The sequence below is a fragment of the Lederbergia lenta NBRC 16444 genome, assembly GCF_001591545.1.
Lineage (GTDB): Bacteria > Bacillota > Bacilli > Bacillales > Bacillaceae_C > Lederbergia > Lederbergia lenta.
The window spans coordinates 1,454,658-1,478,632 of the sequence record NZ_BCVC01000001.1 but is presented as its reverse complement, the minus strand read 5'-3'; the positions used below and the strand labels follow the sequence as shown (position 1 = coordinate 1,478,632).

General features: G+C 34.6%; 21 protein-coding genes and 1 riboswitch. Of the genes, 13 read left to right on the top strand and 8 right to left on the bottom strand.

Annotation, left to right across the window (positions count from 1 at the left end):
• Positions 1 to 40 precede the first annotated feature (40 nt).
• Positions 41 to 1,942, bottom strand: coding sequence for an endonuclease MutS2 (locus tag BLE01S_RS06960; protein ID WP_066138909.1), 1,902 nt, complete (start codon positions 1,940 to 1,942; stop codon positions 41 to 43).
• A 1,053-nt stretch (positions 1,943 to 2,995) separates the two neighbouring features.
• Here BLE01S_RS06960 and BLE01S_RS06955 point away from each other — a divergent pair.
• The 5 genes from BLE01S_RS06955 (at position 2,996) to BLE01S_RS06935 (ending at position 5,491) form a co-directional block, all read left to right on the top strand.
• Entirely contained in the window at positions 2,996 to 3,538 is a 543-nt protein-coding gene (locus tag BLE01S_RS06955; protein WP_066138906.1) for a helix-turn-helix domain-containing protein, read from the top strand.
• 217 nt (positions 3,539 to 3,755) lie between these two features.
• Positions 3,756 to 4,013, top strand: a complete 258-nt coding sequence (locus tag BLE01S_RS06950; protein WP_082788607.1) for an ATP-binding cassette domain-containing protein — start codon at positions 3,756 to 3,758, stop codon at positions 4,011 to 4,013.
• A gap of 69 nt (positions 4,014 to 4,082) precedes the next feature.
• Complete coding sequence (locus BLE01S_RS06945) at positions 4,083 to 4,475, top strand: hypothetical protein (protein WP_066138900.1); 393 nt, start codon at positions 4,083 to 4,085, stop codon at positions 4,473 to 4,475.
• Between the two features lie 190 nt (positions 4,476 to 4,665).
• Entirely contained in the window at positions 4,666 to 5,118 is a 453-nt protein-coding gene (locus tag BLE01S_RS06940) for a DinB family protein (protein WP_066140988.1), read from the top strand.
• A gap of 157 nt (positions 5,119 to 5,275) precedes the next feature.
• Entirely contained in the window at positions 5,276 to 5,491 is a 216-nt protein-coding gene (locus BLE01S_RS06935; RefSeq protein WP_066138897.1) for a hypothetical protein, read from the top strand.
• Positions 5,492 to 5,665: 174 nt separating this feature from the next.
• Here BLE01S_RS06935 and pgeF read toward each other — a convergent pair whose 3' ends face one another.
• The gene (gene pgeF / locus BLE01S_RS06930) at positions 5,666 to 6,445 is read right to left on the bottom strand and encodes a peptidoglycan editing factor PgeF (RefSeq protein ID WP_066138894.1); all 780 of its coding nucleotides are present in this window, start codon (positions 6,443 to 6,445) and stop codon (positions 5,666 to 5,668) included.
• A 742-nt stretch (positions 6,446 to 7,187) separates the two neighbouring features.
• On the opposite strand from pgeF, the gene BLE01S_RS06925 reads away from it, so the two are divergent.
• Together BLE01S_RS06925 and htpG are read left to right on the top strand one after the other, a co-directional pair.
• Complete coding sequence (locus tag BLE01S_RS06925; protein ID WP_066138892.1) at positions 7,188 to 7,820, top strand: LysE family translocator; 633 nt, start codon at positions 7,188 to 7,190, stop codon at positions 7,818 to 7,820.
• A gap of 144 nt (positions 7,821 to 7,964) precedes the next feature.
• Positions 7,965 to 9,845 carry a molecular chaperone HtpG gene (gene htpG / locus BLE01S_RS06920; protein ID WP_066138889.1) on the top strand — a complete coding sequence of 627 codons (1,881 nt, stop codon included), beginning with the start codon at positions 7,965 to 7,967 and terminating at the stop codon, positions 9,843 to 9,845.
• A 514-nt stretch (positions 9,846 to 10,359) separates the two neighbouring features.
• Here the strand turns inward: htpG and BLE01S_RS06915 are convergent.
• From BLE01S_RS06915 to BLE01S_RS06905, 3 genes are all read right to left on the bottom strand, one after another.
• A complete protein-coding gene (locus BLE01S_RS06915) occupies positions 10,360 to 10,731 on the bottom strand; it encodes an rRNA methyltransferase (protein ID WP_066138886.1) in 372 nt (123 codons plus the stop codon).
• Positions 10,732 to 10,761: 30 nt separating this feature from the next.
• Entirely contained in the window at positions 10,762 to 11,547 is a 786-nt protein-coding gene (locus tag BLE01S_RS06910; RefSeq protein WP_066138883.1) for an LAGLIDADG family homing endonuclease, read from the bottom strand.
• Positions 11,548 to 11,925: 378 nt separating this feature from the next.
• The gene (locus BLE01S_RS06905) at positions 11,926 to 12,300 is read right to left on the bottom strand and encodes a replication termination protein (RefSeq protein ID WP_111703473.1); all 375 of its coding nucleotides are present in this window, start codon (positions 12,298 to 12,300) and stop codon (positions 11,926 to 11,928) included.
• Positions 12,301 to 12,975: 675 nt separating this feature from the next.
• Here BLE01S_RS06905 and BLE01S_RS06900 point away from each other — a divergent pair.
• From BLE01S_RS06900 to BLE01S_RS06880, 5 genes are all read left to right on the top strand, one after another.
• On the top strand, positions 12,976 to 14,313 hold the full coding sequence (locus tag BLE01S_RS06900) for a uracil/xanthine transporter (RefSeq protein WP_066138877.1): 1,338 nt from the start codon (positions 12,976 to 12,978) through the stop codon (positions 14,311 to 14,313).
• Between the two features lie 90 nt (positions 14,314 to 14,403).
• Positions 14,404 to 15,222 carry a class I SAM-dependent methyltransferase gene (locus tag BLE01S_RS06895; RefSeq protein ID WP_066138875.1) on the top strand — a complete coding sequence of 273 codons (819 nt, stop codon included), beginning with the start codon at positions 14,404 to 14,406 and terminating at the stop codon, positions 15,220 to 15,222.
• Positions 15,223 to 15,564: 342 nt separating this feature from the next.
• On the top strand, positions 15,565 to 17,307 hold the full coding sequence (locus BLE01S_RS06890) for an ABC transporter ATP-binding protein (protein ID WP_066138872.1): 1,743 nt from the start codon (positions 15,565 to 15,567) through the stop codon (positions 17,305 to 17,307).
• 172 nt (positions 17,308 to 17,479) lie between these two features.
• A riboswitch (purine riboswitch) is annotated at positions 17,480 to 17,579 on the top strand.
• A 67-nt stretch (positions 17,580 to 17,646) separates the two neighbouring features.
• Complete coding sequence (gene add / locus BLE01S_RS06885) at positions 17,647 to 18,639, top strand: adenosine deaminase (RefSeq protein ID WP_066138869.1); 993 nt, start codon at positions 17,647 to 17,649, stop codon at positions 18,637 to 18,639.
• A gap of 378 nt (positions 18,640 to 19,017) precedes the next feature.
• Complete coding sequence (locus tag BLE01S_RS06880) at positions 19,018 to 19,860, top strand: aldo/keto reductase (RefSeq protein WP_066138866.1); 843 nt, start codon at positions 19,018 to 19,020, stop codon at positions 19,858 to 19,860.
• A gap of 273 nt (positions 19,861 to 20,133) precedes the next feature.
• On the opposite strand, the gene BLE01S_RS06875 is transcribed toward BLE01S_RS06880, so the two are convergent.
• From BLE01S_RS06875 to BLE01S_RS06865, 3 genes are all read right to left on the bottom strand, one after another.
• The gene (locus tag BLE01S_RS06875; RefSeq protein WP_066138863.1) at positions 20,134 to 20,664 is read right to left on the bottom strand and encodes a tubby C-terminal domain-like protein; all 531 of its coding nucleotides are present in this window, start codon (positions 20,662 to 20,664) and stop codon (positions 20,134 to 20,136) included.
• 75 nt (positions 20,665 to 20,739) lie between these two features.
• The gene (locus BLE01S_RS06870) at positions 20,740 to 21,444 is read right to left on the bottom strand and encodes a hypothetical protein (protein WP_066138860.1); all 705 of its coding nucleotides are present in this window, start codon (positions 21,442 to 21,444) and stop codon (positions 20,740 to 20,742) included.
• Positions 21,441 to 22,253, bottom strand: a complete 813-nt coding sequence (locus tag BLE01S_RS06865) for an ATP-binding cassette domain-containing protein (RefSeq protein ID WP_066138855.1) — start codon at positions 22,251 to 22,253, stop codon at positions 21,441 to 21,443. Before BLE01S_RS06865 ends, BLE01S_RS06870 begins: the two co-directional genes overlap by 4 nt.
• 182 nt (positions 22,254 to 22,435) lie before the next feature.
• Between BLE01S_RS06865 and spoVB the strand changes: the two genes are divergently transcribed.
• Positions 22,436 to 23,956 (top strand): stage V sporulation protein B, encoded by a 1,521-nt coding sequence (gene spoVB / locus BLE01S_RS06860; protein ID WP_066138852.1) that lies wholly within the window; start codon positions 22,436 to 22,438, stop codon positions 23,954 to 23,956.
• Positions 23,957 to 23,975 lie beyond the last annotated feature (19 nt).

The following is a 23,975-nucleotide window of genomic DNA, read 5'->3' as shown; positions in this document are numbered from 1 at the left end:
AGATTCTCACCTTCGAACGAAAGTGGGAATCTTTTTTACTTTAATTATTATTATTTCGAATTTCTTGTTGGATTTTACGAAGTGCTTTTTTCGATCCTCGCTCTATATCATGATTTAGTTTTCTAGTATTATAATCAATGAATAAAGTGTCTAAGTCATAGCCCTTTGGATATAACTCTTCAGCTTTTAACTCTAGTACCAAGCGTTTTTCGTTTACTTCAATAAATTGATTTTGATAATACACAGTAACGTTATAATAGTTGTCCTTTTCTTTATACACTATTCCAAAGTCATCGTGGTCAAGCAGTTTTACGCGGTCTCCTTTTTGATAGTCGATATTATTTTTAACTTTATCAACCGCTGTTTTTGGTCTTAGGATTTTGCTTTCATTTAACCGTTCTAAGCGATATTCTTTATTTTCCATATAATCTTCTGCTCTTTTTAAAACATTTTCCGGTACATTCATTTTTCTAGAGATCCATAAAGCATTACTGTCCCCAGACTGCCCGATGAGAAGTTTAAATAATGGTTCTAATGTTTCTTGATTAAATTGCATAGCAGCGTTCATAAAGTCACTATGCATTTCGGAAAAACGTTTTATTTCTCCATAATGCGTTGTTGCAACGGTAATACATCCTTTAAGATAAAACTCTTCTAAGAGGGAGATTGCTAATGCTGCTCCTTCATTTGGTTCTGTCCCACTGCCAATCTCGTCAAATAGTAACAGGGTATTGTTGTTTACCGATCGAAGTATCTCTGATAAGTTCTTCATGTGAGAAGAGAACGTGCTTAGTGCATTTTCTAAACTCTGATTGTCACCAATATCAACAAACATGCGCTCAAATACTGCAATTTCGGTTCCTTTCGAAGCGGTAATATGGAACCCAGACATCGTTGCCAAAGTAACAAGGCCAATTGTCTTCAACACTATTGTTTTTCCCCCAGCATTTGGTCCGGTTATGATTAAGCTACGATAACTGCTCCCTATCTGAAACTGCAGTGGTATAACATGACCTGATAGTAATGGATGCTTGCAATTTATTAATTTTATATTCCCATTATCATTTATGTTTGGCTCCATTCCATCCACATTTTTGCTATATTTAGCTTTAGCAAAAATAAGATCGTACTGGGAAATAAGCTCAATATTAATATTAATATCTTGAAGATTTTCAGTCACTAGCCCTGTTAAAGTAGCTAGAATTTGATATTCCAACATTGCCTCTTCGGATTTTAATGTTGCTAATTCATCACTTAATTTTCCCGCTATACTTGGTTCCATAAAGACTGTCGAACCTTTAGATGATATTTCAATTATAGTTCCCTGTACTTGATTTTTGTATGAGGATTTTATTGGTATTGTATAGCGATCATTTTTGATACTAATGATGAATTCCTGAATATAATTTTTATTTGTGCTACTGTTTAGAAATTTATTTAATCGTTCCTTTACTTTTTGTTCAGTTGTTTGGATATGATGACGAACACGTTTGAGTTCTTTACTGGCGTCCGAGTCAACCTGATTATTTTTTATAGAGAAGTTAATTTCCTCTTCTACCGCTATGAATTCTGTCATGGAATTGGCATAGGACGATAAAGTCGGTGCAAAAAATTCTTTACCGGACATGAAAACTTTAATTCTTCGGCAACCTCTTAAAAAATCGGAAATACTTAAAAGCTCTGATGGGGCTAAAATTATGCCCTTTTCCAATTTGTCAATAGTATGTTCAATGTTGGACATACCCATAAAAGGTACGTTTCCTCCTGCATCCAGAATGGCACGTGCTTCAGATGTTTCGGTTAATCGATGTTTGACTACTTTTAAGTCAGAACTTGGAATTAATTTATCAAATAGTTGTTTGCCAAGTCCGCTAGCGCAATAAGATTTTATGATCTCTTTTAGTTCGTTGTACTGTAATTTTTCAAAAGTACTTTCATTCATGTTTTCATTCTCCTCCATGTGATTATTAGATCAGCAATGAAGAAACCTAACGACAAAATTTCAATGAGTTGGATATAGATGTAAAAAAGCTGCGGAATCCACCGCAGCTTACGTTTACAATGCAAAAGTAAAATACATAAATAAAACCATCAATAACGATAGTTCTAATCATGAAGTGATGCACTTGTTTGTAAAGTATGGTAGGTATCTTCATAAGTGGAAATAAGTCCATAACAAAATAAGGGGGTGAAAATAACTGAAATCCCCTGTTGTTAAAACTTTCTTATTTCCTATAATGTTTTCTTATTTAGAAACTACCGCACTCACAAAATTCACCTCTTATAATTAAATTGATATGCTCATTGAAATCGACTTTACAGGTCTATTATACTTAGTGATTAGGGATATGTAAAGAATGTCAAATATCCCGTAAACGTTCTTACGCAAACGGGCGCTTTTAACGAATTAGGATAGGCACCTTACTTGTATTTTCGCTATTATAAATGGATGTACTTTATTATAGCTTACGATTTATTAGGTTGCTGTTTAAATGGAGATATGAAGAAGGTTTTATTAAAAAATCCAGCTGCAAATGTAAAAGAACCAAGGTTAGGTATGCGAATTCCAATGAATGTTCCTTACTAAGCATGAAACAGAGCACCTTCAAGGAATTTTATTCCAGAAGCCGTCGCGTCGGTGATAGTAAACTCATAGAAAACCTCGTAATTGTGCAGGGAAAAGGTGACAAGGAAAGAGAAGTTTACTTAAATATACGTTGTGCAATTTGGTTAAAAAGATATGAAGAAGTGCATGATACGATCTCCTTTAATTAGGAATCTGATGATTCGGAATAGAAATGGAAGCATATTCAGCATTAAGGAAATTACGGCATGAATAAAGAGGTAAACCGTAAGTTTTTGGTTCATTTTACAGAGGAGTTTAATAATGTTTGTGGGATATTTGAACAAATCTTATTCCGAACCAACATTGACAGTATGGTTTGGATATTGTATTATCATTTTATAGAATGATAATACACTGGAGAGGAATTCAATGAAAGGAAAAGCCGATTTACTTCTTCATCCCGTGCGGATGCGAATTGTACAGCAATTGTTGCTAAACAAACCACTGACGATAGCTCAACTTGGAGAGATACTTGGAGATGTTCCTCAAGCTACGTTATATCGTCATATAAATATTTTACTCGAAGCAAACCTTATTGAAGTCATTGAAACGCAAAAGGTGAAAGGGACAGAAGAACGAAAATTCTCAGTCAAAATAGATAACTTGCAAATTCCTGAAAGCGAAATTGAAACGATCTCACAGGAAGACCATATCCGTCATTTTTCCGTATTTCACGGTAATTTACTTCAATTAGCGACATCTTATTTGGCTAATACGCCCCCTGAAAAGTACGAGCAAGAAGGATTTAGCTATGCGTATGTACCTTTGCATCTGTCAGATGAAGAATTTCAGGAGCTTACCCAGTCCATTCAACAGGCGATTGAGAAGGCGTTTAATAACCAGTTAACTCCTGAACGAACCACTCGAATTTTTGGGAGTATGTTTATTCCGCAAAAATCACCAAAAGGGTAAGGGGGCAACACATGCATTATGGTTATCACATTGGAATTGATGAAATGGAAGCTTGGTTACCGTTACTTTGCCTATCTTAATTTTACATCTGCGCTTATTTTTCTGTGGCATTATGGGATTTATTGCTGATTATAAATGGTTTTGGGTGCGATTATTATATTGATTAACATAATCGGCCCCATTTTGTATTTTGTCTTAGGAAGGAGGCAACGCTCAGATACACCTACTTCAAAAAAGCTACGGAGATCATGAAGTCGTTCAAAATATCGATTTTCATATTAATCAAGGAGAATGTGTGGTTCTTCTCGGTCCCAACGGAACAGGCAAAATAACGATTATTAAAATGATTTTACTTACAGATGGGAAAATCTTGCTTAAAGGTAAACGCCATGAACAAATGCGTAAATTTATTGGGTATTTACCGCAACAACCTACTTTTTATCCATGGATGACGGAGGAATTGCCTTCCATGTGATTTCTTTAATCGGATTATTGGTTAAATAATCCATGGAAGATTGGCTGTGTAAATTGGAGGGGATTCAAGATGAGTTTTCAAGTTGTGGCAGGTGATCGTGAGTTACTACTGAATATTTCGGGATGGACAGCAGCTTTAACTTTGAGGAGAGAGATCAAAATACCTTACACCTCAATTGAAGAAATTCGGGTGGGAAAATTTCATTTTTCATGGACAGCGGCTATTAAGAGAACAGGCATCACGACATTTGGCTATAAAGCTGGAATATTTATGATTGAAGATGAGAAATACTTTTTGGCCTATCATAATGAAAATGAAGTCGTCATGCTTAAATTGAAGGGATGTGAATTTGATCACATTGTATTTGAGAGTAGAAATTACGAACAATTGGTTCATGAAATAATGAGGGATTGTCCTTCAATCAACCTTAACGAAAACGAGGAAGAGGGGGATAAAATATGAGTGAGAAACGCACTCTCTTTCTAATTTTTGGCGCATCACTAGGATCTGGGTAATTGCGGGATTGTTTTTTGTATTTGTGATATTTGTCATGAATGCTCTTTTGGGAGCAGCAATTGGGTTGGCCCAAAAGAATAATGTTAAAATGAGTTTTTTTAGTGTAGATGGAAGACCTAATAAGGGAGGAATTAATTTGGGGCAAGCAAAGCAAATGATGAATGAATGGTTACAACATCGAAATGTACTGGAAGAATTACTGGAACTCATTGATGACAAACATATTGATTTCAAACCGTGGGAAGGAGCTATGACACTTGGCGAACTCGCATTGCATGTTGCTGGATGGAATGATGTGTTCGTTACAATGGTTAAGACTGAAGAATTTGCTTCACCAGACGTCACCGAATGTAAGACGATGAGGGATGTGCGCAAAGTTGTAAAGGACTTTACGGAAAAAACGAAGGCTACATATGAATCATTGACTGATGCAGACTTAGAAACTGAAAATAATTCATCGCACCCGAAACTGCAGGGGCCGAAAAAAAGATATCTAACTGCAATGTATGATCACGAAATCCACCATAAAGGACAACTTTTTATGTACGCACGTATGGTAGGTGTGAAAGAAGTTCCATTTTTTCGCTAATTGCCGTTCTACGCCCTGTATTGCGGAATTGGATCATATTGCTGAAGTTCGAACGGTTTGAAAGCGATTTAATTTAGTGTGGGGTGGATGTAAAGTGAAGGTCAAGCGAATTGTTATATAGGTTAGCGTCGATCTACCCATTTTTTTAAAAAGTCAAATGACTATTGACCAGCTTGGCGAATATACAAATGAATTTTATTCCGAAAATACAAGTCAAGAGAAGAGTTATTTGATCACTTATGAGGATGGCGTTTTTCGCTGTTTATTAGGAACTCCAACGGATAACTTTCACTTATCTTTTGAAGAGTTTAAAGAAAAAATGATAAAAAAATATGGAGAAGATGAGTTTGGTTTAGTACCGATTGAGGTCTAATACCCGAACGGAAGATTTTCAATAAAAGTAAAAGGTTTCTATCGTTTTGATTTATGCGATTAAACGTGAAGTGGTGATGACATTCATATATGGACATCACTTTGATTCTATCATAATAAAAAGCACATCAATGTATAAAGTTGATGTGCTTTTTATATAGCGGATCTTGACCTTTCATTTTTCTAGCGGATAATTACCTTTTTTCATAATGAAATTAAGGTGTCTACCACTTTTTTTATCTTGACGATAGGAGAATCCATCGGGACTAAAATACGTACATGTTTGATCTATTTTAATTTGATTCCTCGGAATACCTGCTAACTCACATTGTTTTTTGACTGTCTGCTGATTATCAATGTGATATTTATGGGTTTGTTCATTGAAGTAGATAAAATCATCTGCATAACCGAGTTGTTTGAACTTCACATATACGTCTTCATCTACTTCAAATTTTTCTTGGCTAAGAGCAGCGCCAATTTGTATATATATATCACTCGGGCTACATTTTTCAACTTGTATTAAATGTTCAAAAACTTTCAAAGAAATTTCCTTAACTGTACCTTGCCATCCGGAATGAATCACACCAATGAGGCCAGTCACTTCGTTATGAAAAATAACTGGGACACAGTCCGCAGAAAAACTGCATAGCAACAGGTTGGGCTCATACGTATACAGTGCGTCTGTATCGGCAATAGCGTCGTCCATTCGTTTAGAGCCTCGTCCTTTATCACCAAGCGTCACATGATGAAAATTAGAGCTATGTGTTTGGTTGGAACAAACGAAGTTATCCAGTTCACATTTCAAGGAAGTAGCTAATTTCTTCCGATTGTCAATGACATGACTAGGTACTTCACAAGCATGAAGAGCCATATTATTATATTCAGGTTCGCCTGCGTCTTTCATAGTAATTCCCGCTAATAACTTCTCATTGTTAATATACATTTTTGTTTTCATATCCTCATCACCTTAATTTAATATATGTTATTATCTTGTCGGTGTATAGGGTAGTGTAACATTGTTTTCTATTGTGTATGAAATTAGCGTAGGTGTGCTTTATTGCAAAAAACAGTGCCTATTATTCTTTTTAATGTGTACCCCCTGTTAATTTGGTAAAATAGAAATATCCAATATGATAGTAGGGGAAACGATATGATAGAACAATTAATATGCCTTTCCACAACTTGAAATAATCCACCAATTAATGAAGGATGAGGAGAGAATAAAACAATTTCAAACAGTAGAGGATAGTTTAGTATTAACGGATTTAATGCAAAAAGGTGCGAATCTAAGTCTTGGAATGATTAACAAGTACGTTATGTTTACGAATATGCAAAAGACACCATTAACCAAAAATAATGCAAGAATTGCGACCAATATATATTCAATTAATGACCATAAATCGTTAATATGACCTTGATCTCGTGAAAATAAACCTTTCCGATTTCTGGGTCTTTTCTATTTCATATGTTAGCTATTCCTGTTATCTACAAATGATTGGTAACTCTTTTATATTCAAGTGAGAATAGCGGATGTATTGTAAGAGAAGGAGCAGTCACAGATAAGCAGATTATAAAGTAATACGGATAATAACAAATGTGCATAATAATTAAACTATATGCATCTTTATGTATTTTATGTGCTAATATATATGTAAGCAGATGAAGAAAGACACAAAATTTGAAAGCGGGGAATATTTTTGGGATTATTTTTTACATATGTTTTAGCGGGTCTGGCCATTGCTATGCCTGTTGGAGCGATTACAGTTGAAATGACGAAGCAAGGTTTAAAAAAGGGATTTATGCATGGATGGTCTGTTGGTTTAGGTGGAATGACAGTAGACCTCCTATTAATTATTGCCTTATATATGGGACTGGCTTCTGTACTTGCAATCCCATTTATTCAAATACCGATGTGGCTTATTGGTGCTGGGTTTTTAGCTTTCTTGGGTTATGATTCTATCAAAAACTCAGAACAAGACATTACAATGGATGGTGAAAAATCAAATAAATCATTTTTGACCTCATATCGTAACGGTTTACTTGTAGCTGTTTCACCAGGAAATCTTGTATTTTGGGTTTCCGTTTTTGGAGCTGTACTCTCTGATTCGTATGACGCAGCTCAACCATCAAATTTTCTTATAGTTGGGACAGGTATTTTAGTTGGTATTCTTATTCACGATATTGGCCTTTTAACAATTATTTCAGTAACAAGAAAAGTCATGAATCGCGCAATGATAAAATGGGTATCTATCATTGCTGGAATTATTTTAATAGGCTTTGCGGGCTATTTTCTATATGAGTTTGGAATGGCAGTAAAAGGTATACTATAGGAATGCCTACTTATAAGCCATTTGCTCCTAGTATATTGACAAATAATTAAATATATGGTATTTAATTATTGATTAGCACTCAGGAAGATAGAGTGCTAGAATAAAGTTATATACATAAAAAATGGTTTGAAAGGGGAAGTAAAAATGGAGAAAAAGTTATTTAAGGCAGAATCGAAAAGATTGTTGGAAATGATGATTAACTCTATCTATTCACAACGAGAAATATTCCTCAGGGAGTTAATTTCCAACGCGAGTGATGCGATTGACAAAATTTATTACAAAGCGTTAACAGATGATTCGTTAAGCTTCGACCAAGGCAATTACTTCATCAAAATTGAAGCCGATAAGGAAAATAGAACGATTCATATGCTGGATACTGGTATTGGAATGACCAAAGAAGAGCTAGAAACCAATCTTGGAATTATTGCTAAGAGTGGATCTTTGGCGTTTAAAAATGAAAATGAACTGAAAGACGAGCATGAAATTATTGGTCAATTTGGTGTTGGTTTTTATTCGGCATTTATGGTAGCTGACGAGGTTACAGTTATAAGTAAAGCGTTGGGAAGTGATGTAGCTTATAAATGGAAATCCTCTGGAGCAGATGGATATACCATAGAGCCATATGAGAAGGAAAATGTCGGTACGGAAATTATCTTGAAAATAAAAGAAAATACCGAAGAAGATCAGTACGACGAGTATTTAGAAGAATATCGTCTACAATCGATTATCAAAAAGTATTCCGATTTCATTCGCTATCCGATTAAAATGGATGTAACAGAAAGAAAACTAAAAGAAGGCAGCGAAGATGAGTATGAGGAGTATACAGAAGAAAAAATAATTAATAGCATGATCCCAATTTGGAAAAAGAATAAAAGTGAGCTAACAGATAAAGATTATGAAAATTTTTATACAGAGAAGCATTATGGCTTTGATAAGCCGCTAGCACATATACATACTAGCGTTGATGGAGCAATCAGCTACCATGCTATTTTATATATTCCTGAAAAAACGCCATTTGATTACTATTCAAAGGAATATGAAAAGGGATTGGAATTGTATTCCAACGGCGTGTTGATAATGAGTAAATGCTCTGATCTTCTTCCAGATTATTTTAGCTTTGTAAAAGGAATGGTCGATTCACAAGATTTATCGTTAAACATATCAAGGGAAATTTTACAGCATGATCGACAATTAAAGCGAATCGCCAATAATATTAATAAAAAAATCAAAAGTGAATTGCAGAATATGCTGAAAAATGATCGGGAAAAGTATATCACTTTTTATGAATCCTTTGGCAGACAGCTAAAATATGGCGTTTATAGTGATTATGGGGCTAATAAGGAGACTTTACAGGATTTATTAATGTTTTACTCTTCTAAAGAAAAGAAGCTTGTTACATTGGAGGAGTATATCTCAAGAATGCCTGAAGAGCAAAAATATATTTATTATGCTTCTGGTGAATCGAATGAAAGAATAGAGAAACTACCACAAACAGAGCTTGTTTCTGAAAAAGGCTATGAATTACTATACTTTACAGACGAGATTGATGAATTTGCAATCAAAATGCTAATGACTTATAAAGAGAAAGAATTTAAATCAGTTTCAAGTAGCGACTTGGGCATTGATACGAAGGAAGATGAGCAAGAAGCAGAAGTCGTCGAAAAGGAAAACAAAGAACTTTTTGAATTTATGACGAACACTTTATCGGATAAAGTAAAGGTTGTTAGACCATCCAAAAGATTAAGATCCCATCCAGTATGTTTCTCTTCAGATGGAGAAGTAACGATTGAGATGGAAAAAGTACTTAACTCAATGCCTGATAACCAGAATATTCAAGCTGAGAAGGTATTAGAGATTAATACAGATCATGAAGTATTCCAATCATTAAAAGATGCTTTCGAAAAAGATAAAGAAAAATTAACATTATATACACATTTATTGTTCAATCAGGCGTTATTAATTGAAGGTTTGCCGATCAACGATCCAGTTGAGTTTACAAATGATATTTGTAAAGTAATGGTATAATCACCTTAAGAGCATGGGAACTTCCCGTGCTCTTGTTTTTTGTCTCAATAACAAGGTTGTAGTTACATATAGTGGAAAATTCTTAAGAAGGGGAGAATGATTATTCATAAACTAATACATAAACATTAGAATGCGTGTTGAAATGACGGATATTTCGCAGTCAATGTGAAGAAATAATAATAAATAAAAAGCACATGTTCAAAATATGGATAAAAATGATTAATTGAAGTTTATATTATCAGGTTAAATGAAAACAGTTTTAAGTAGCAGCTGATTGAGATAAAGAAACTAATCAAGAAATTCATTGTAGAAATTTGATGCATTAAAAGTTATAAGATAAAAAACAAGTACGAATAAAAAGGTTAAAATTTGTTTTACCGCTAAAAAACAAATTCTGTCTCAATGTTAATAGTATACTTGGATAATGAGACTGTATTTTGTCATTTGTTATAACTTCCGATAATTTATATTATGTAGGGGGCGTTGTACGAGGTAGAGTAATATAACATTTATATTACTCTACCCTGTGCTTGTAGCTACTATTTTTACTATTTTCTATATCGATAAATTGTACGCTATATTCAATAACGTCATTAATAAATAAATGGTTGTTTTTTGCAAAATCCTTTACATTCTCTAGTAATTCCTTGTCATAAGTTGTTTTGTATTGAATGCGATCTTTAGGCCTTAACTTTTTATTAAATGAGATAACATTTTGCGCTAAAACAGTTTTCAATCCACTTTCAATTAAATAATTAATGTGAGTATCATTTTCTTCAGCTGTTATTTTTAATGATTCTAAAATAGATGAACTAATATTTGTTCTAAATTTAACCCTTGAAACGTCTGTAGTTTGGATTAACTTTCCATTCACCAATTTCCACATAGATAAAATGCTCCTTCTAATAACGCGTTATTAATAATCTATTCGTTGTGACATACGTTGCTTCTTATGAAAAATAAAATTATCATTTTCTGCATCATTATATATAATCTTTGCAAGTTTTGGAAGATCATATTTACCTTTTACCCATACACGATAGATTGGATTTGCTGCCTGATTGATAGTTGTTGAGATTTCAGAACGTAATTCCCATGATTGGAATACCGATAAAAGGCCTTCTGCGAAGTTTTGACTACCGGAAGTAACATTCATAACATACCCTGTTTTTTGTACCCAGCCATCCCCATCAATAACTCCCCTAACAAAAGATGATAAAAACTCTTGTGGAACGTTGGGAAAAGGAACTGTTAAAGATTTATTTGGATATATTCCTAGGTTTTCAAGGTCCTTTTTCAATTTCTTTGAATTAATGATTAATGTTGGTGTTGATCTAGTTGGGCCAATAGGAGCCAATATATAATCCGCTTCCATATATTTCGCGATTAACTTAAGGATCCTTTCATCTTTTTGGGAAAATGAGATGCTATGAAATTTTTTATTTACATGTCCATCTGTTATAAATAGACCTAACACCCAAGCCATATCATGGGTCCATATTTTAAAGTAACGCTCATTCACTTTATTTTTTCTAGGTTGCCCAGAGTATTGTTCTCGGTTCATCGGTACGCCGTGCTTATACAAAACATTTCGAATCGCACGGTCAGATAACCCCACGATTACTTCCATTTCTTTAAAAGGCATACCACTTTTGTACATTGTTATAATCGCTTCATCCGTCATACCTGGTTTTCTGGCCAATAACATTCACCTCCATTCTTATTTTCATAATTTACGTATTTTCTTCTTTTGATTCTATATAATTCTCTTATTATTTAATTATACGAACAAGAGTTCCTTCGGGCAAGTATTTAACATTAATATTAATATTAATAGGGAAATTACGATATAAAATAGCCAAGTTTTCAAGGGTTAAATCGAGAAAGTTGGCTTTGTTTATTACTCTATCTTTGAATTATTTCGAACAATGCTTGCTAATGTATTCAGCGCTTGTTCGCAGTTAGTTTACATCGTTAACGTGTCTATACAGCGCATTACTTTACTTTCAAATAAGTTTATCTCTCGAACTGGTAGTTTCTAAATTTTGGTTTTTAGCTATCAAAATTAAAGTAGTTATAATTATTTATAATTATCTGTGAGTGCTTTTTTAATTAGCTGATGGCCGCGATCAAGGTCATGTTTTATTAGTTTTTTGTAAGCGCTCGCTTTTTCGGTATCTCTAATAAAATAAACGGCAATCTCTTGATACTTACTTCCTTCTTTTTTGATTTTACCTCTTTTTAATATGCCTTGCTCAAGTAGTTCATGTAATGCTCGATAAATCTCTGGGTGCTGTGGTTCATAACCGTAGGGTTTAAATTCCTTTCTTAATTCGTCAAGCAATTTCATTCCGTACCATCTACCATTTTCAATATTTGTGATGAGGTATAGCTTTATAAATGCTCGCTGCTTAATTAGAAAACCTGTACTTTCCCTTTGCTTCTCTGTTATGATAATCCCCTCCCCTTAATGATCTACTTACATATTGTGCTAATAACACTATAGCATAAATGTTAGTCCTCGCCTGTTTTATTCCTTCTTTTTCCTTATTACCTCCCGTGATGTGTTAAAGTTTTCTCTGTTATGATGAGCGAGAGTATATTTATTATTGTGCATTTAGCACATAGTGTTTTCTGTATTTAAACGACGTAAAATAACTGTATTCCAGCTTGTGATTTTTTGATAACACAGTAACTTTTCTATTTATTGAATGGATATTTTCATGAAACTTAGAATATCAAAACCAGTATAATATTCTTTTTGATTTATTCCTAAGGTCTTAAATACAATACAAATGGCATGCGGTATTGCATTGGCAATAAGATGAATAAGTTCCCTCCAGCATTAATCGCGTTTCATCTATTTTGTTATATTAGAAAAATACTTTAAGTACCTCTATTTATCTATCCTTGACTTGGTAATAAATCTCTTTACAATGAGTTAAAAGATAATCTCTTACTATTGTATAAGACATACTATCATTCTTTGATCTTCTATTACCTCCTTACTACTATTCACTTTTATGAAAATGTTCCATTTAGGGATTATGTAGTATCATACTTTATTAATATGTATAGTGGAATTTCACCATATAGCGTAATTTGTGACATGAAAGGATTGATTATTTTTATGTATGAACTAATAAAGATAAATAACTGGTTCGCCGGCTTGCAATGGCTATTTTTTATTTTCACAAATACCGTTGTTATTCCTATTACGGTTGGAGCAGCTTTCCAATTATCCGAAGGTCAAATTATTATACTTGTTCAATTGTCGTTTATTGTAACAGGTTTGGCGTGTATTGTTCAAACATTGTTTGGTCATAAGCGATCTATCATGGAGGGACAATCAGGGCTTTGGTGGGGAGTTATTTTAAGCCTTAGCTATTCTGCTTCTGCACAAGGCATCTCACTAGGTACCCTTGGAGGCAGTCTTGCTGTTGGCATTATTATGTCCGGGATCCTCACTGTTATTATTGGTTTAAGTGGCCTAGGAAAATATGTATCTAAGCTTTTTAGTGAGGGTGTCATGGGGGTGTTTATGTTTTTATTCGGCTGTCAGATAATCTCCATCTTTTTAAAAGGAATGCTTGGTATTCCTTTTGGAACGCAATCAGAAACAGCACAAATTGATATACCTATTTTTTTACTATCAGCAACTATTGCTGCCATCGTTATTATAATAAGCATAAAAGCATCACCGAAAATTAGAAGGTATGCTCTTTTACTAGGAATTATAATCGGGTGGATTTTATATGTTCTCATTTTTGAGCAAAAAACCACGACCGGAGAAATGACAAGTATCAGTGTGAGCCTCTTCCCGCTCGGTGCACCTGCATGGAATATAGGTATCATTATTACCGCTATACTAACCGGACTATTGAATTTGGCTAATACCTTTGGGGCGCTAAAAGGAACAGACGGTATGTACCATTCGAAAACTACCAACGGCCAATATAAACGTACCATTACAATAAGTGGTTTTTTCGTAATGATTGCCGGGCTATTTGGAATGGTTCCCTATGCGCCATATGTCGCCTCCATTGGCTTTTTAAGTCAAACACGGATTGTTGAAAGGCTACCGCTTATTTTAGGTGGGTGTATGTTTGTAATTATGGGAATGGTTCCAGCGATCGGGCAATTCTTTTCTAAATTGCCGTTAAGCGTTGGTAGTGCTGTTTTGTTTGTTGCTTACCTACAATTATTACATTCATCTTTACAATTTTTTCGTCAGATTGAATTGAATACGACTAATATCTATCGTTCAGCTATTCCTTTATTTGTTGGGATTATTATTATGACTCTCCCTCCCACTTACTTTGAATCAATCCCAGGCTTTATTCGTCCACTGATTAGCAATGGATTATTAATGGGAATCATTTTATCATTAATTCTGGAAAATTGTTTTTCAAGGGAACGAGGTCATGTCTACATAAGTGAAAAGGAAAATCAAAAGATGAAAATGTAGTACTGTTTTTCGCTTTGGAAATAGAAGTTAATGGTATAATAATACCGAAAAATGCAAATGACATTCAAATAATGCTAGTGGAGGAAAATCATGGCTAAGGATATTCGTATTAATAATGTGGAACGCTTTGCTGGTTTTAGTATGCTCTATGACGAAAATCGTCCTACTCCACCAAATGAGGTCATTCGGATTTTGACCAGATATTTATCGGATAAGCCGCAAAAACTTGTGGATGTAGGATGTGGAACAGGTCTCTCTTCTTTCATATGGTTAGGTCATGCTGATGAAATAATTGGTATCGAACCAAACGATGATATGCGTCAAGTCGCCATTGCCAATTGGCAGGCACAGCAGAAACCAACTACACTTCGATTTGAGAATGGTTTGTCCCATCAGCTGCCGTTCGAATCTGCTACCGCCGATATTATTACTTGTTCTCAATCTTTTCACTGGATGGATCCGCAGTTGACTCTAAAAGAATTTGCCCGAGTACTGCAGCCAGGTGGGGTTTTCGCCGCTTACGATTGTGACTGGCCGCCGACATTTAACAAAGATGTGGAAGAAAGTTATAGACAACTAATTGCACTTGCTGATGCTCGTGTAAATCAATTATCGTCAGAAGAAAAACAGGCATACAAATGGAACAAGGAACAACACCTACAACAAATTAGACAATCAGGTTTGTTTTCTTTTTCTAAGGAAATCGTCTTTCATCATTGGGAATTATGTGATGCGAACAGATATTCAAACATTGCTCTAAGTCAGGGTGGTCTTCAAACCGCATTAAAATTAGGCGCAGATGAACTTCTTTCATTGGTTACTAAATTTAGTAATCAAGTAGAGGAAGCTTTCGATGGCAAACCTCAAGAAGTCCTTTTTAGCTATCGTATGCGTCTAGGTATTAAATAACAAAGGATACAAAAAAACATCGTTTGGAAATCAAGCGGTGTTTTTTTTGACAAATCAAGCAGTTCAATAATTTAAAGTTATAAGTATCAATCCTCTCCCACCTTCCCCAAAAAGTTTTTACATAATGAATATGGCGAACTATCAATGAAGTAATAGAATCATATTATTTACTTCCTAAGGAAAACGTTTACAATGAAGTTATCACAAAACAAGGAGGCAATTTGCATGAAAAACATGAAAACTCAAACTGCACAAACATATAAGGGGGAAATTCATTTATAATTTATAAAAGATCTATCCCTTATATGTGTATATTTAAATAACACTACAAAGGGGTAACATATGCATTTTCCAGTAAAAAGATTTTTCTCCTATTATAGACCATATTTATCATTGTTTCTTTCGGTATTGGCATGCGCTTTAATTGTATCTACTGTGACTTTAATATTTCCTTTGCTCGTTCGGTATATTACGAAAGAAGTCTTGGCAGGAGATTTATCCTCTGCGCTAAGTGAAGTATACTGGATTGGTGGATTTATGCTGTTTTTAGTTGTAGTTCAGAATACCGGAAACTACTTTGTTGACTACAAAGGCCACGAAATCGGTGTCCGTATGGAGAGTGATATGCGTAGCGAGTTGTTTGCGCATATGCAAAAGCTTTCTTTTAGCTTTTATGATAAGGAAAAAACCGGTAAGCTAATGTCGAGAATAACAAATGATTTGCTATTGCTTTCAGAGCTATACCACCATGGTCCAGAGGATTACGTCAAATATTTCGTCCGTTTTATTGGAGCGTTTATTATTTTGTTATTGATTAATGCGCCGTTGACTATCGCAGTATTCTGTTTTTTACCTATCTTAGGTGTGTTTGCGTTGTATTTTAACAAAATATTGAACAAGACGTTAAGAAGGAACAAAGAACGAATCGGGGACATAAATGCACAGGTTGAGGATAGTCTATCGGGAATCCGTGTAGTAAAATCTTTTGCCAACGAGCAAATAGAGATGGATAAGTTTAACCGAGAAAATGATCGTTTTCTTGATAGTCGAAAGAAAACCTATAAGGCAGAAGCATATTTTTATAATGGCGCTGAAACGTTTATTCAATTAATTACGATTACTGTGGTAATTTTCGGTAGCGCTAGTATCGTTAATAAAACGCTAGATTTAGCAGATTTAATTACTTTTTTACTGTATATCAATTTTATGATTGAACCAATACAGAAATTGACTCATATGAGTACGCAATTTCAAGAAGGAATCACTGGCTTTCAGCGATTTATGGAAATCATGAATCTAAAGCCGGCGATCGAAAATAAACCAGATGCCCTCGACTTATCCGAGGTACGTGGTGAAATTGAGTTTAAAGACGTTACCTTCCGTTACGAAGAGCATTTAGATAATGTCTTCGTAGACATGTCTCTTCACATACAACAGGGAGAGTACATTGCTTTAGTTGGTCCGTCCGGTGCGGGAAAAACTACCTTGTGCTCGCTCATCCCCCGCTTTTATGATGTGACGAAAGGGAATGTATTACTAGACGGGATCAATGTTCGCGATATTGAGCTTCAGTCATTAAGAAAAACAATAGGTATTGTACAGCAAGATGTTTACCTTTTTGTTGGAACGGTGATGGAAAATATCTGTTATGGAAATCCAATTGCTAGCGAAAAGGAAGTCATCGCTGCCGCCCAACATGCCAACGCCCATAACTTTATCATGAAGCTGCCAAATGGCTATCAGTCTGAGATTGGGCAACGAGGTGTCACACTTTCTGGTGGTCAAAAACAACGTCTAAGTATCGCTCGTGTATTCTTAAAGAATCCAGCCATACTCATCTTAGATGAAGCAACGAGTGCGCTAGATAACGAAAGTGAAAGCATTGTTAAAGAATCGCTAGAATTATTAGCGAAAGGGCGTACAACGATTGTGATTGCTCATCGCCTTTCCACTATCCGCAATGCGGAGCGGATTATTGTGTTAACGGAGGATGGCATAATAGAACAAGGTACACACGATGCTTTACTTGCCCGAAATGGTGCGTTTGCACAGCTTTATTCCAAACAATTCGAATTCCAAGTATAGGATTGTACAAAATAAATATGACAATTTACGTAATGAACGAAGAGTTGCTGTTTTTTTCGGCAACTCTTTTACTCATTTAGGGTTGTTTGTTTAGCCCCTAATAAGGCATGGATTATAATTAGCTTTATAGAATAGATTACTTGACAATAAAAATAAACTTAATTATCATATGTAGAAAATGATAGATTTTTTTCGTATAACCCCAATAATACGGTTTGGGGGTCTCTACCAGGAACCATAAAATCCTGATTACGAAGAAGGTACATGTATATGTATTTTCTTCGTAATCAGGATTTTTTATCTTTTTACTTATGAGTTAATACAGACCAGGAGGTTATGATGAATTTTACAACATTACCAAAAATAGAACTTCATTGCCATTTAGATGGCAGCCTTAAACCGGAAACTATAGTGGACATCGCTAGGAAGGAAAACATCAACATCCCCTCTTTTGAGATAGATGGAATCCGTGATGAACTTATCGCTCCTTTAGAATGTGAATCACTGGATCAATATTTGGAGAAATTTTCTATCCCTAATTTGGTGATGCAGTCAAAGGAAAATCTAAGAAGAATTGCTTTCGAACTTCTTCAGGATGCGGCAGAGGAAAATGTGAAATATATGGAGATTAGGTTTGCTCCTCTCCTTCATACTAAACAAGGATTAGATGTAGAAGAAATCATTCAAAGTGTCTTAGATGGCATGAAGGATGCCGAAGATCGATTTGATATAAAAGGAAATTTAATACTGTCATGTATGAGAACGATGTCAGTTGCTAGTGCTTTTGAAGTCGTAGAAAAAGGGAAAAAGTTTCTTGGTCAGGGAGTTGTCGCAATAGACTTATGTGCATCTGAAGAGGAAGGATTTTCTAGAAACTTCATAGAACCTATTAAATTAGCTAAACAGTATGGTTATCGGGTAACCATTCATGCTGGTGAAACCGGAATTGGCCAAAATGTACTAGAAGCCGTTACCCTTTTAGGTGCCGAACGAATTGGACATGGAGTATTTATTAAAAACTGTGAGGAAGCTTATAGAATCGTAAAAGAGCAACAAATTGTCCTAGAAATGTGTCCGACAAGCAATGTTCAAACGAAAGCGGTGAATAATTTTCGAGAACATCCTATCTATCAATTTCACAAGAAAGGTATAAAAGTAACAATTAATACGGATAACAGAACAGTCTCAGATACAAATATGGTGAATGAATGCAAGATCCTATATAAGGAATTTGATATCAGTTTTGAAGATTATAAACAAATATACTTTAATAGTGTGGAAGCAAGTTTTGCAGATTCAAAGACGAAGGAAATGTTGAAAAAGTATATATAGTAAATGGGTAAGCTGCCTGTGCGAATAGGCAGCTTATTTATTTACCCTAATTATAAATTTCAGCCACCCCTTCTCTTCTTTTTAATCATTTTCTATCCAGTTGATAAAAGTAATATCTATCCTCCCTTTAATACCTTTACTAGCACTACTAATCTGAATTGCCTAGGTATCATTCTTTTAAGTAGATGTTATATAGTTCCTTATTGCTTTGATCGCTTTGAGATACCCTGCTAAGCCCTTCAACGTCCCTCTAACTGGGCAATCACATTTAAAGACCAATACTAACTTTAATAATGTTCAGATAAATCAAATCAAATCCATGCAATGATTATGATAGATGTGATACGCTTAAATTATTATTGAAAGGAGTGGCTAATAATGGGGAAATCAATTCCAAAGATCACACTTAATGATGGTTTAACTTTGCCAGTTATAGGATTAGGTACATATGGCCTGAATGGAAATAATGGTGCCAATGCTATTCATCATGCAATTGACATCGGCTATCGACTAATCGATACTGCATATAATTATGAAAATGAAGGAACGGTAGGTGAAGCCGTTCGACGCAGTTCTATCCCAAGGGAAAAATTAAGAATTACATCTAAATTACCAGGTCGCTATCAAACTTATGATAAAGCTGTTACAACCATTCAAGAATCCTTATATCGCGCAAATCTAGACTATTATGATTTATATCTTATTCATTGGCCTAACCCTAAACAAGATCACTATGTGGAAGCTTGGCAAGCGTTAATTGATGCTAAAAAATGGGGGCTCATTCGTTCCATTGGTGTTTGTAATTTCTTACCTGAACATATAGAGCGTTTAGAAAAGGTAACTGGTGCTATTCCAAGCATAAACCAAATAGAATTACACCCATTTTTCAATCAAGCTCAACAGAGAAAGTGGCATGAAGAGAATAACATTATGACAGAATCTTGGAGTCCATTAGCTCGAGCAAATGAAGTTTTACAAAATGAAACGATTAAAAAAATTGCCGACCAGCACAACAAAACGATTTCACAAATTATTCTACGTTGGCATTATCAACTCGGAGCCATTTCCATACCTAAATCCTCCTCTTCCGCACGACAACTTGAAAATATATCTATTTTCGACTTTGCATTAGATGAAACAGAAATGAGTTTGATGGCAGAATTAACTCGTTCTGATGGAAGAATGAAAGGTCAAGACCCCGCTATATATGAAGAATTTTAGTTAGTTATGGTATTAAACAGGGGCTTTCCAAGAAGATGTTGTAGTTAATCTATTGGACAGCCCCTCTTCTATTTTTTGAGCATAGCGTTATTTCGCGTTATAAGCTCTCTCTTACCGCGGGCGGTTGGTGATAACTGTGGTCGGTATCACACTGTTCCGTTATCATGTATAGTCTCACGCCTTTCACTATTATCAATCTAGTTCCCACAATATAGTATTTAAGAGTCTATGACAGCCTCGTTTAATTTCTTTTGCTAAAAAAATGATTTTGTTCTAATACTTAATATTAAGCAAATAGTACAACGCTGCGATATCAAAAACATGAAGATCGGAAGACTTTTGTTGAATTGCAATTAATTGTGGTGGGATCGGATTATCATAACTAATTTCTGCTATAACCCTGTCAGATTCATTTACGATAAAAACACTTTTAACAGCAAAATCTTTTTTGATACTAAATTTATCCCCTTGATCAGTGTGTAATTCCATCCTTGGATGGGTGGTGATTTTAGTCTTGTCAAATAACATAAAGTTTCCTAAGTTATTTGAATTGCCTTTCCATATGGATTTGAATAAAGATCGCTTATCCACCTGCTCACTAATTTCACAATATAAATCGTTCTTGAACCCATATGTATAAACATCAATGATAAATGAAGAATTCATTACAAAATCTATCGTTTTTTGGAAAAAACCACGATGTTTTCTTTGTAAGTATCCAACCCTATTTTGCTCCTCATCCAAGATTTCTATAGATTTTGTACTTCCCCTATAGTAAGGATTTTTATATGTAAATAATCGCAATTGTATCCCTCTTCCAATTCTCTATAGTAATATGCTTCTAATCACGAATATTCTAAACTAAAGGGATTACTGGATTTATTTTTCCTTTTGTAAAAACATTTTGGAAACTACAATAAAACTAATAATCGTATATACAAATGCAAAGGAAGCAATTAGCCAAAAATCTAACTTAATAGTTACTGCATCATTACCACTTAAATATTTTATCACATGCACTACTGGTGGAAATAAGAGTAGTATCCATTTAAATAGCGCTACTTTTTCCACTATACCTTCGTATGAAATAGATATCGTTACCACCAACATTGCTAATAGCCAAGTATACTTTGTAGAAGCAAAGGAAGTAATAGAGAAAAAAGAACCTACTATAATACCGAATATAGCTAGGAAGAAATGGCTATAGATGGACAAGCCAAAGTGTATCGGTTGGATCGTTTCTTTAAAATTATTCATCAATACAGGATAAACAATGGCAAACAACATGAAGAAGGATGAAATAATTAAACAAATAGCCCACTTCCCCCATAAATAATGATGTTTGCTACCCAATTGGACAAATAGTAAATGTTTCTCCGTTTCTCCCTCAATGGAAAAAATCCCTATTGTAACCCAAGTCATTACTAAATAAATGGCAAGGCTTGTAACAGCATAACTACTTAAAATCGGAACTCCCTTGTAGGTATAAAAGATAATGACCCAAGCGCCAAACACTGTTAACGGAGGGACTATCTTCAAAGACCGAATATAACTGATGAATTGGTAACGTGTGAACCCGCTCATACTTCCCTCATTTCTCTGACTTCTAATACAGTACATTTTTTATTTAATAATTCTATTAATAATTGATCACTTAAAGAAGCATCCACCGTTAGGTAAGCAGTACTTCCCTTATAACGAGCGTTAAGCAAATCCATTTCTTTAAATATCTCCTTATCATTAAATAATATTTTTATGAATCTTTTTCTTTGTTTAGTATTTAAAGAGATTTCTCCAGTTTCCACATCTAAAATTTGATTCGCAAGTTTTTCGATCATCAGCTCTTCGTGTGTGGTGAAAATGATGGTTACTTTTTTAAAAAGCTTTTCTATAATTTGAATGAGTGTATGCTGGGAAGCGGTATCTAACCCAGTAAGTGGCTCGTCCAAAAGAAGAATATCTGGCTTCATGACAAGGGCCTGGATGAGATTAACCTTTTGCTTTGTACCTTTTGAACATTGTTTGAGTGGTGTATTCAGAAAGGGCTCCAATTCAAACATTTGAATATATTCCGTTAGCATAGATTTACTCTGCGACTTAGAAAAGCCATAAACGGATGCGATTAAAAATAAGTATTCCTTTAATTTAAATCGCAAATTTACTGGGAAATGCTCTGGCACATAGGCAATTTTTTTATTGTGTCTGATGATCTTTCCGCTCGTTGGTTCATAAATTCCAGCTAGTATTTTCAATAAAGTGCTTTTCCCTGACCCATTTTTACCACGAATAGCTAAAGCACTAAACTCTTCAATCTGAAAAGTGATATTTTCTAAAATCAGATATCCATCGATTTTCTTACTTATATTCACTGCTTCAAATATAACGTCATTCATATAACCACAACCTGTTTTTTATTAATCTTACCATTATTCTTATTATTTGAGCGTTTTTATGTATACATTGATCAACGGGTAAATTTACACGATCTACATTTTGTAAGGAAAAGGAGAAATTATACAAATTACTCAAGGTCCTTGCATACATATTTATTAAGACAAGTTAAAGGATGGAAAATATGACAAAACAGAGCCTTATTAAAGGTACGATTATTTTAACTGTAGCGGCTTTTATTACAAAATTATTAGGGTTTGGCAACGGGATCATGTTGGCCAATATTCTTGGCCCTGAAGGCGTCGGTTTAATGATGATGGCTATGCCAATTATCGGTCTATTATTTACATTAACTACCTTGGGTCTTCCTTTGGCAATAGCTAAACTCGTGGCAGAAGCTGAAATAAGGGGAGATAAACTGCGTGTCAAAAAAATCCTTATCATTTCATTAACGACAATTATTTTGTTAAGTATCGTCATCATGATTGGGGCATTTTTTTGTGCCAACTTTTTGTCTGGCATTTTATTAACGGACAAGCGAGCCTATTATTCTTTTCTTGCAGTTATCCCTATGGTGCCTATTATCGCCATTTCTGCTGTCATCAAAGGATACTTTCGTGGAAAACAGAACATGACACCGATAGCTTCCTCTCAAGTTTTTGAACAGGTAATTACAATTGGATTTATTTTCATATTAGTTAAATGGCTTATTCCTTATGGTATTGAATTTGCCGCAGCGGGGGCAGTGTTAGGTAGTGTGATTGGAGAGATCTTTTCATTACTTTATATTTTACTGTTGTTCAAATGGGAAAAAGATAAACGTTTCACATTACGACATTCGTTCATAAAGCATGCCAGAAATGGAAAAGGAATATTTAGAGATTTACTGAAAACAGGGCTTCCTACAACTGGTGATGGAATAATACTATCAATCATTGGAATGGCCATGCCAGTTCTTATTACGCAAAGTTTAGCCCTTGCTGGTGTGGAAACCGCCATCGCTACTAAACAATTTGGGATCTTGCTTGGCTATGCAGCCCCTTTAATTTTGCTTCCGGGATTTATCACTCATTCACTATCTGTTCCTTTAGTGCCGGCTATAAGTGAAGCGCATGAGAAAAATGATCATATGCTCATTCATAAAAGTATCCAGCAGGCAATTTGGGTTGGTTTAATCGTCGGTGTACCTTGGACCATTATTATTTATCTTTTTGCTGAACCATTAACTACGTTGATATATAAATCACCTGAAGCAGCTATTTTTGTGAAAATCATGGCTCCTTTTTTCCTTTTACATTATTTCCATGCTCCCTTACAGGCAGCACTTATTGGATTAGGAAAAGCAAAGGCAGTTATGCTAAATAACTTAGTTTCTTCTGTTATTACCCTTCCGATTATATTTTTCTTAACTTCAAACCCTACATTTGGGATTAAAGGAGTTGCTATTGCAATGAATGTAGGTGTCGTATTAGGGACATTACTACATTTTTCTACTATTTCTAGATTAATTGGATTTCATCTAAATCTAATGGAATTTGTAAAAGTAATTTTATCGGGAATAATTATGGGGTGTGGAGGGCTAATTATGTACAGATTTGTCGGTAATACAAATACGCTTATTCAGTTAGGATTCACGCTAACATGCTCCTTGCTTATTTATCTAATATTCCTTACATCATTTAAAAGTACGGCCCTAAAAGGTTAAAATAATAACTTGGAAATGT

Coding starts and splice junctions, on each gene's coding strand:
- BLE01S_RS06900 (WP_066138877.1), top strand. CDS start 12,976: ATGTATGAACTAATAAAGATAAATAACTGGTTCGCCGGCTTGCAATGG.
- BLE01S_RS06955 (WP_066138906.1), top strand. CDS start 2,996: ATGAAAGGAAAAGCCGATTTACTTCTTCATCCCGTGCGGATGCGAATT.
- spoVB (WP_066138852.1), top strand. CDS start 22,436: ATGACAAAACAGAGCCTTATTAAAGGTACGATTATTTTAACTGTAGCG.
- BLE01S_RS06865 (WP_066138855.1), bottom strand. CDS start 22,253: ATGAATGACGTTATATTTGAAGCAGTGAATATAAGTAAGAAAATCGAT.
- BLE01S_RS06880 (WP_066138866.1), top strand. CDS start 19,018: ATGGGGAAATCAATTCCAAAGATCACACTTAATGATGGTTTAACTTTG.
- BLE01S_RS06960 (WP_066138909.1), bottom strand. CDS start 1,942: ATGAATGAAAGTACTTTTGAAAAATTACAGTACAACGAACTAAAAGAG.
- BLE01S_RS06890 (WP_066138872.1), top strand. CDS start 15,565: ATGCATTTTCCAGTAAAAAGATTTTTCTCCTATTATAGACCATATTTA.
- pgeF (WP_066138894.1), bottom strand. CDS start 6,445: ATGAAAACAAAAATGTATATTAACAATGAGAAGTTATTAGCGGGAATT.
- htpG (WP_066138889.1), top strand. CDS start 7,965: ATGGAGAAAAAGTTATTTAAGGCAGAATCGAAAAGATTGTTGGAAATG.
- BLE01S_RS06935 (WP_066138897.1), top strand. CDS start 5,276: ATGACTATTGACCAGCTTGGCGAATATACAAATGAATTTTATTCCGAA.
- BLE01S_RS06915 (WP_066138886.1), bottom strand. CDS start 10,731: ATGTGGAAATTGGTGAATGGAAAGTTAATCCAAACTACAGACGTTTCA.
- BLE01S_RS06870 (WP_066138860.1), bottom strand. CDS start 21,444: ATGAGCGGGTTCACACGTTACCAATTCATCAGTTATATTCGGTCTTTG.
- BLE01S_RS06945 (WP_066138900.1), top strand. CDS start 4,083: ATGAGTTTTCAAGTTGTGGCAGGTGATCGTGAGTTACTACTGAATATT.
- BLE01S_RS06895 (WP_066138875.1), top strand. CDS start 14,404: ATGGCTAAGGATATTCGTATTAATAATGTGGAACGCTTTGCTGGTTTT.
- add (WP_066138869.1), top strand. CDS start 17,647: ATGAATTTTACAACATTACCAAAAATAGAACTTCATTGCCATTTAGAT.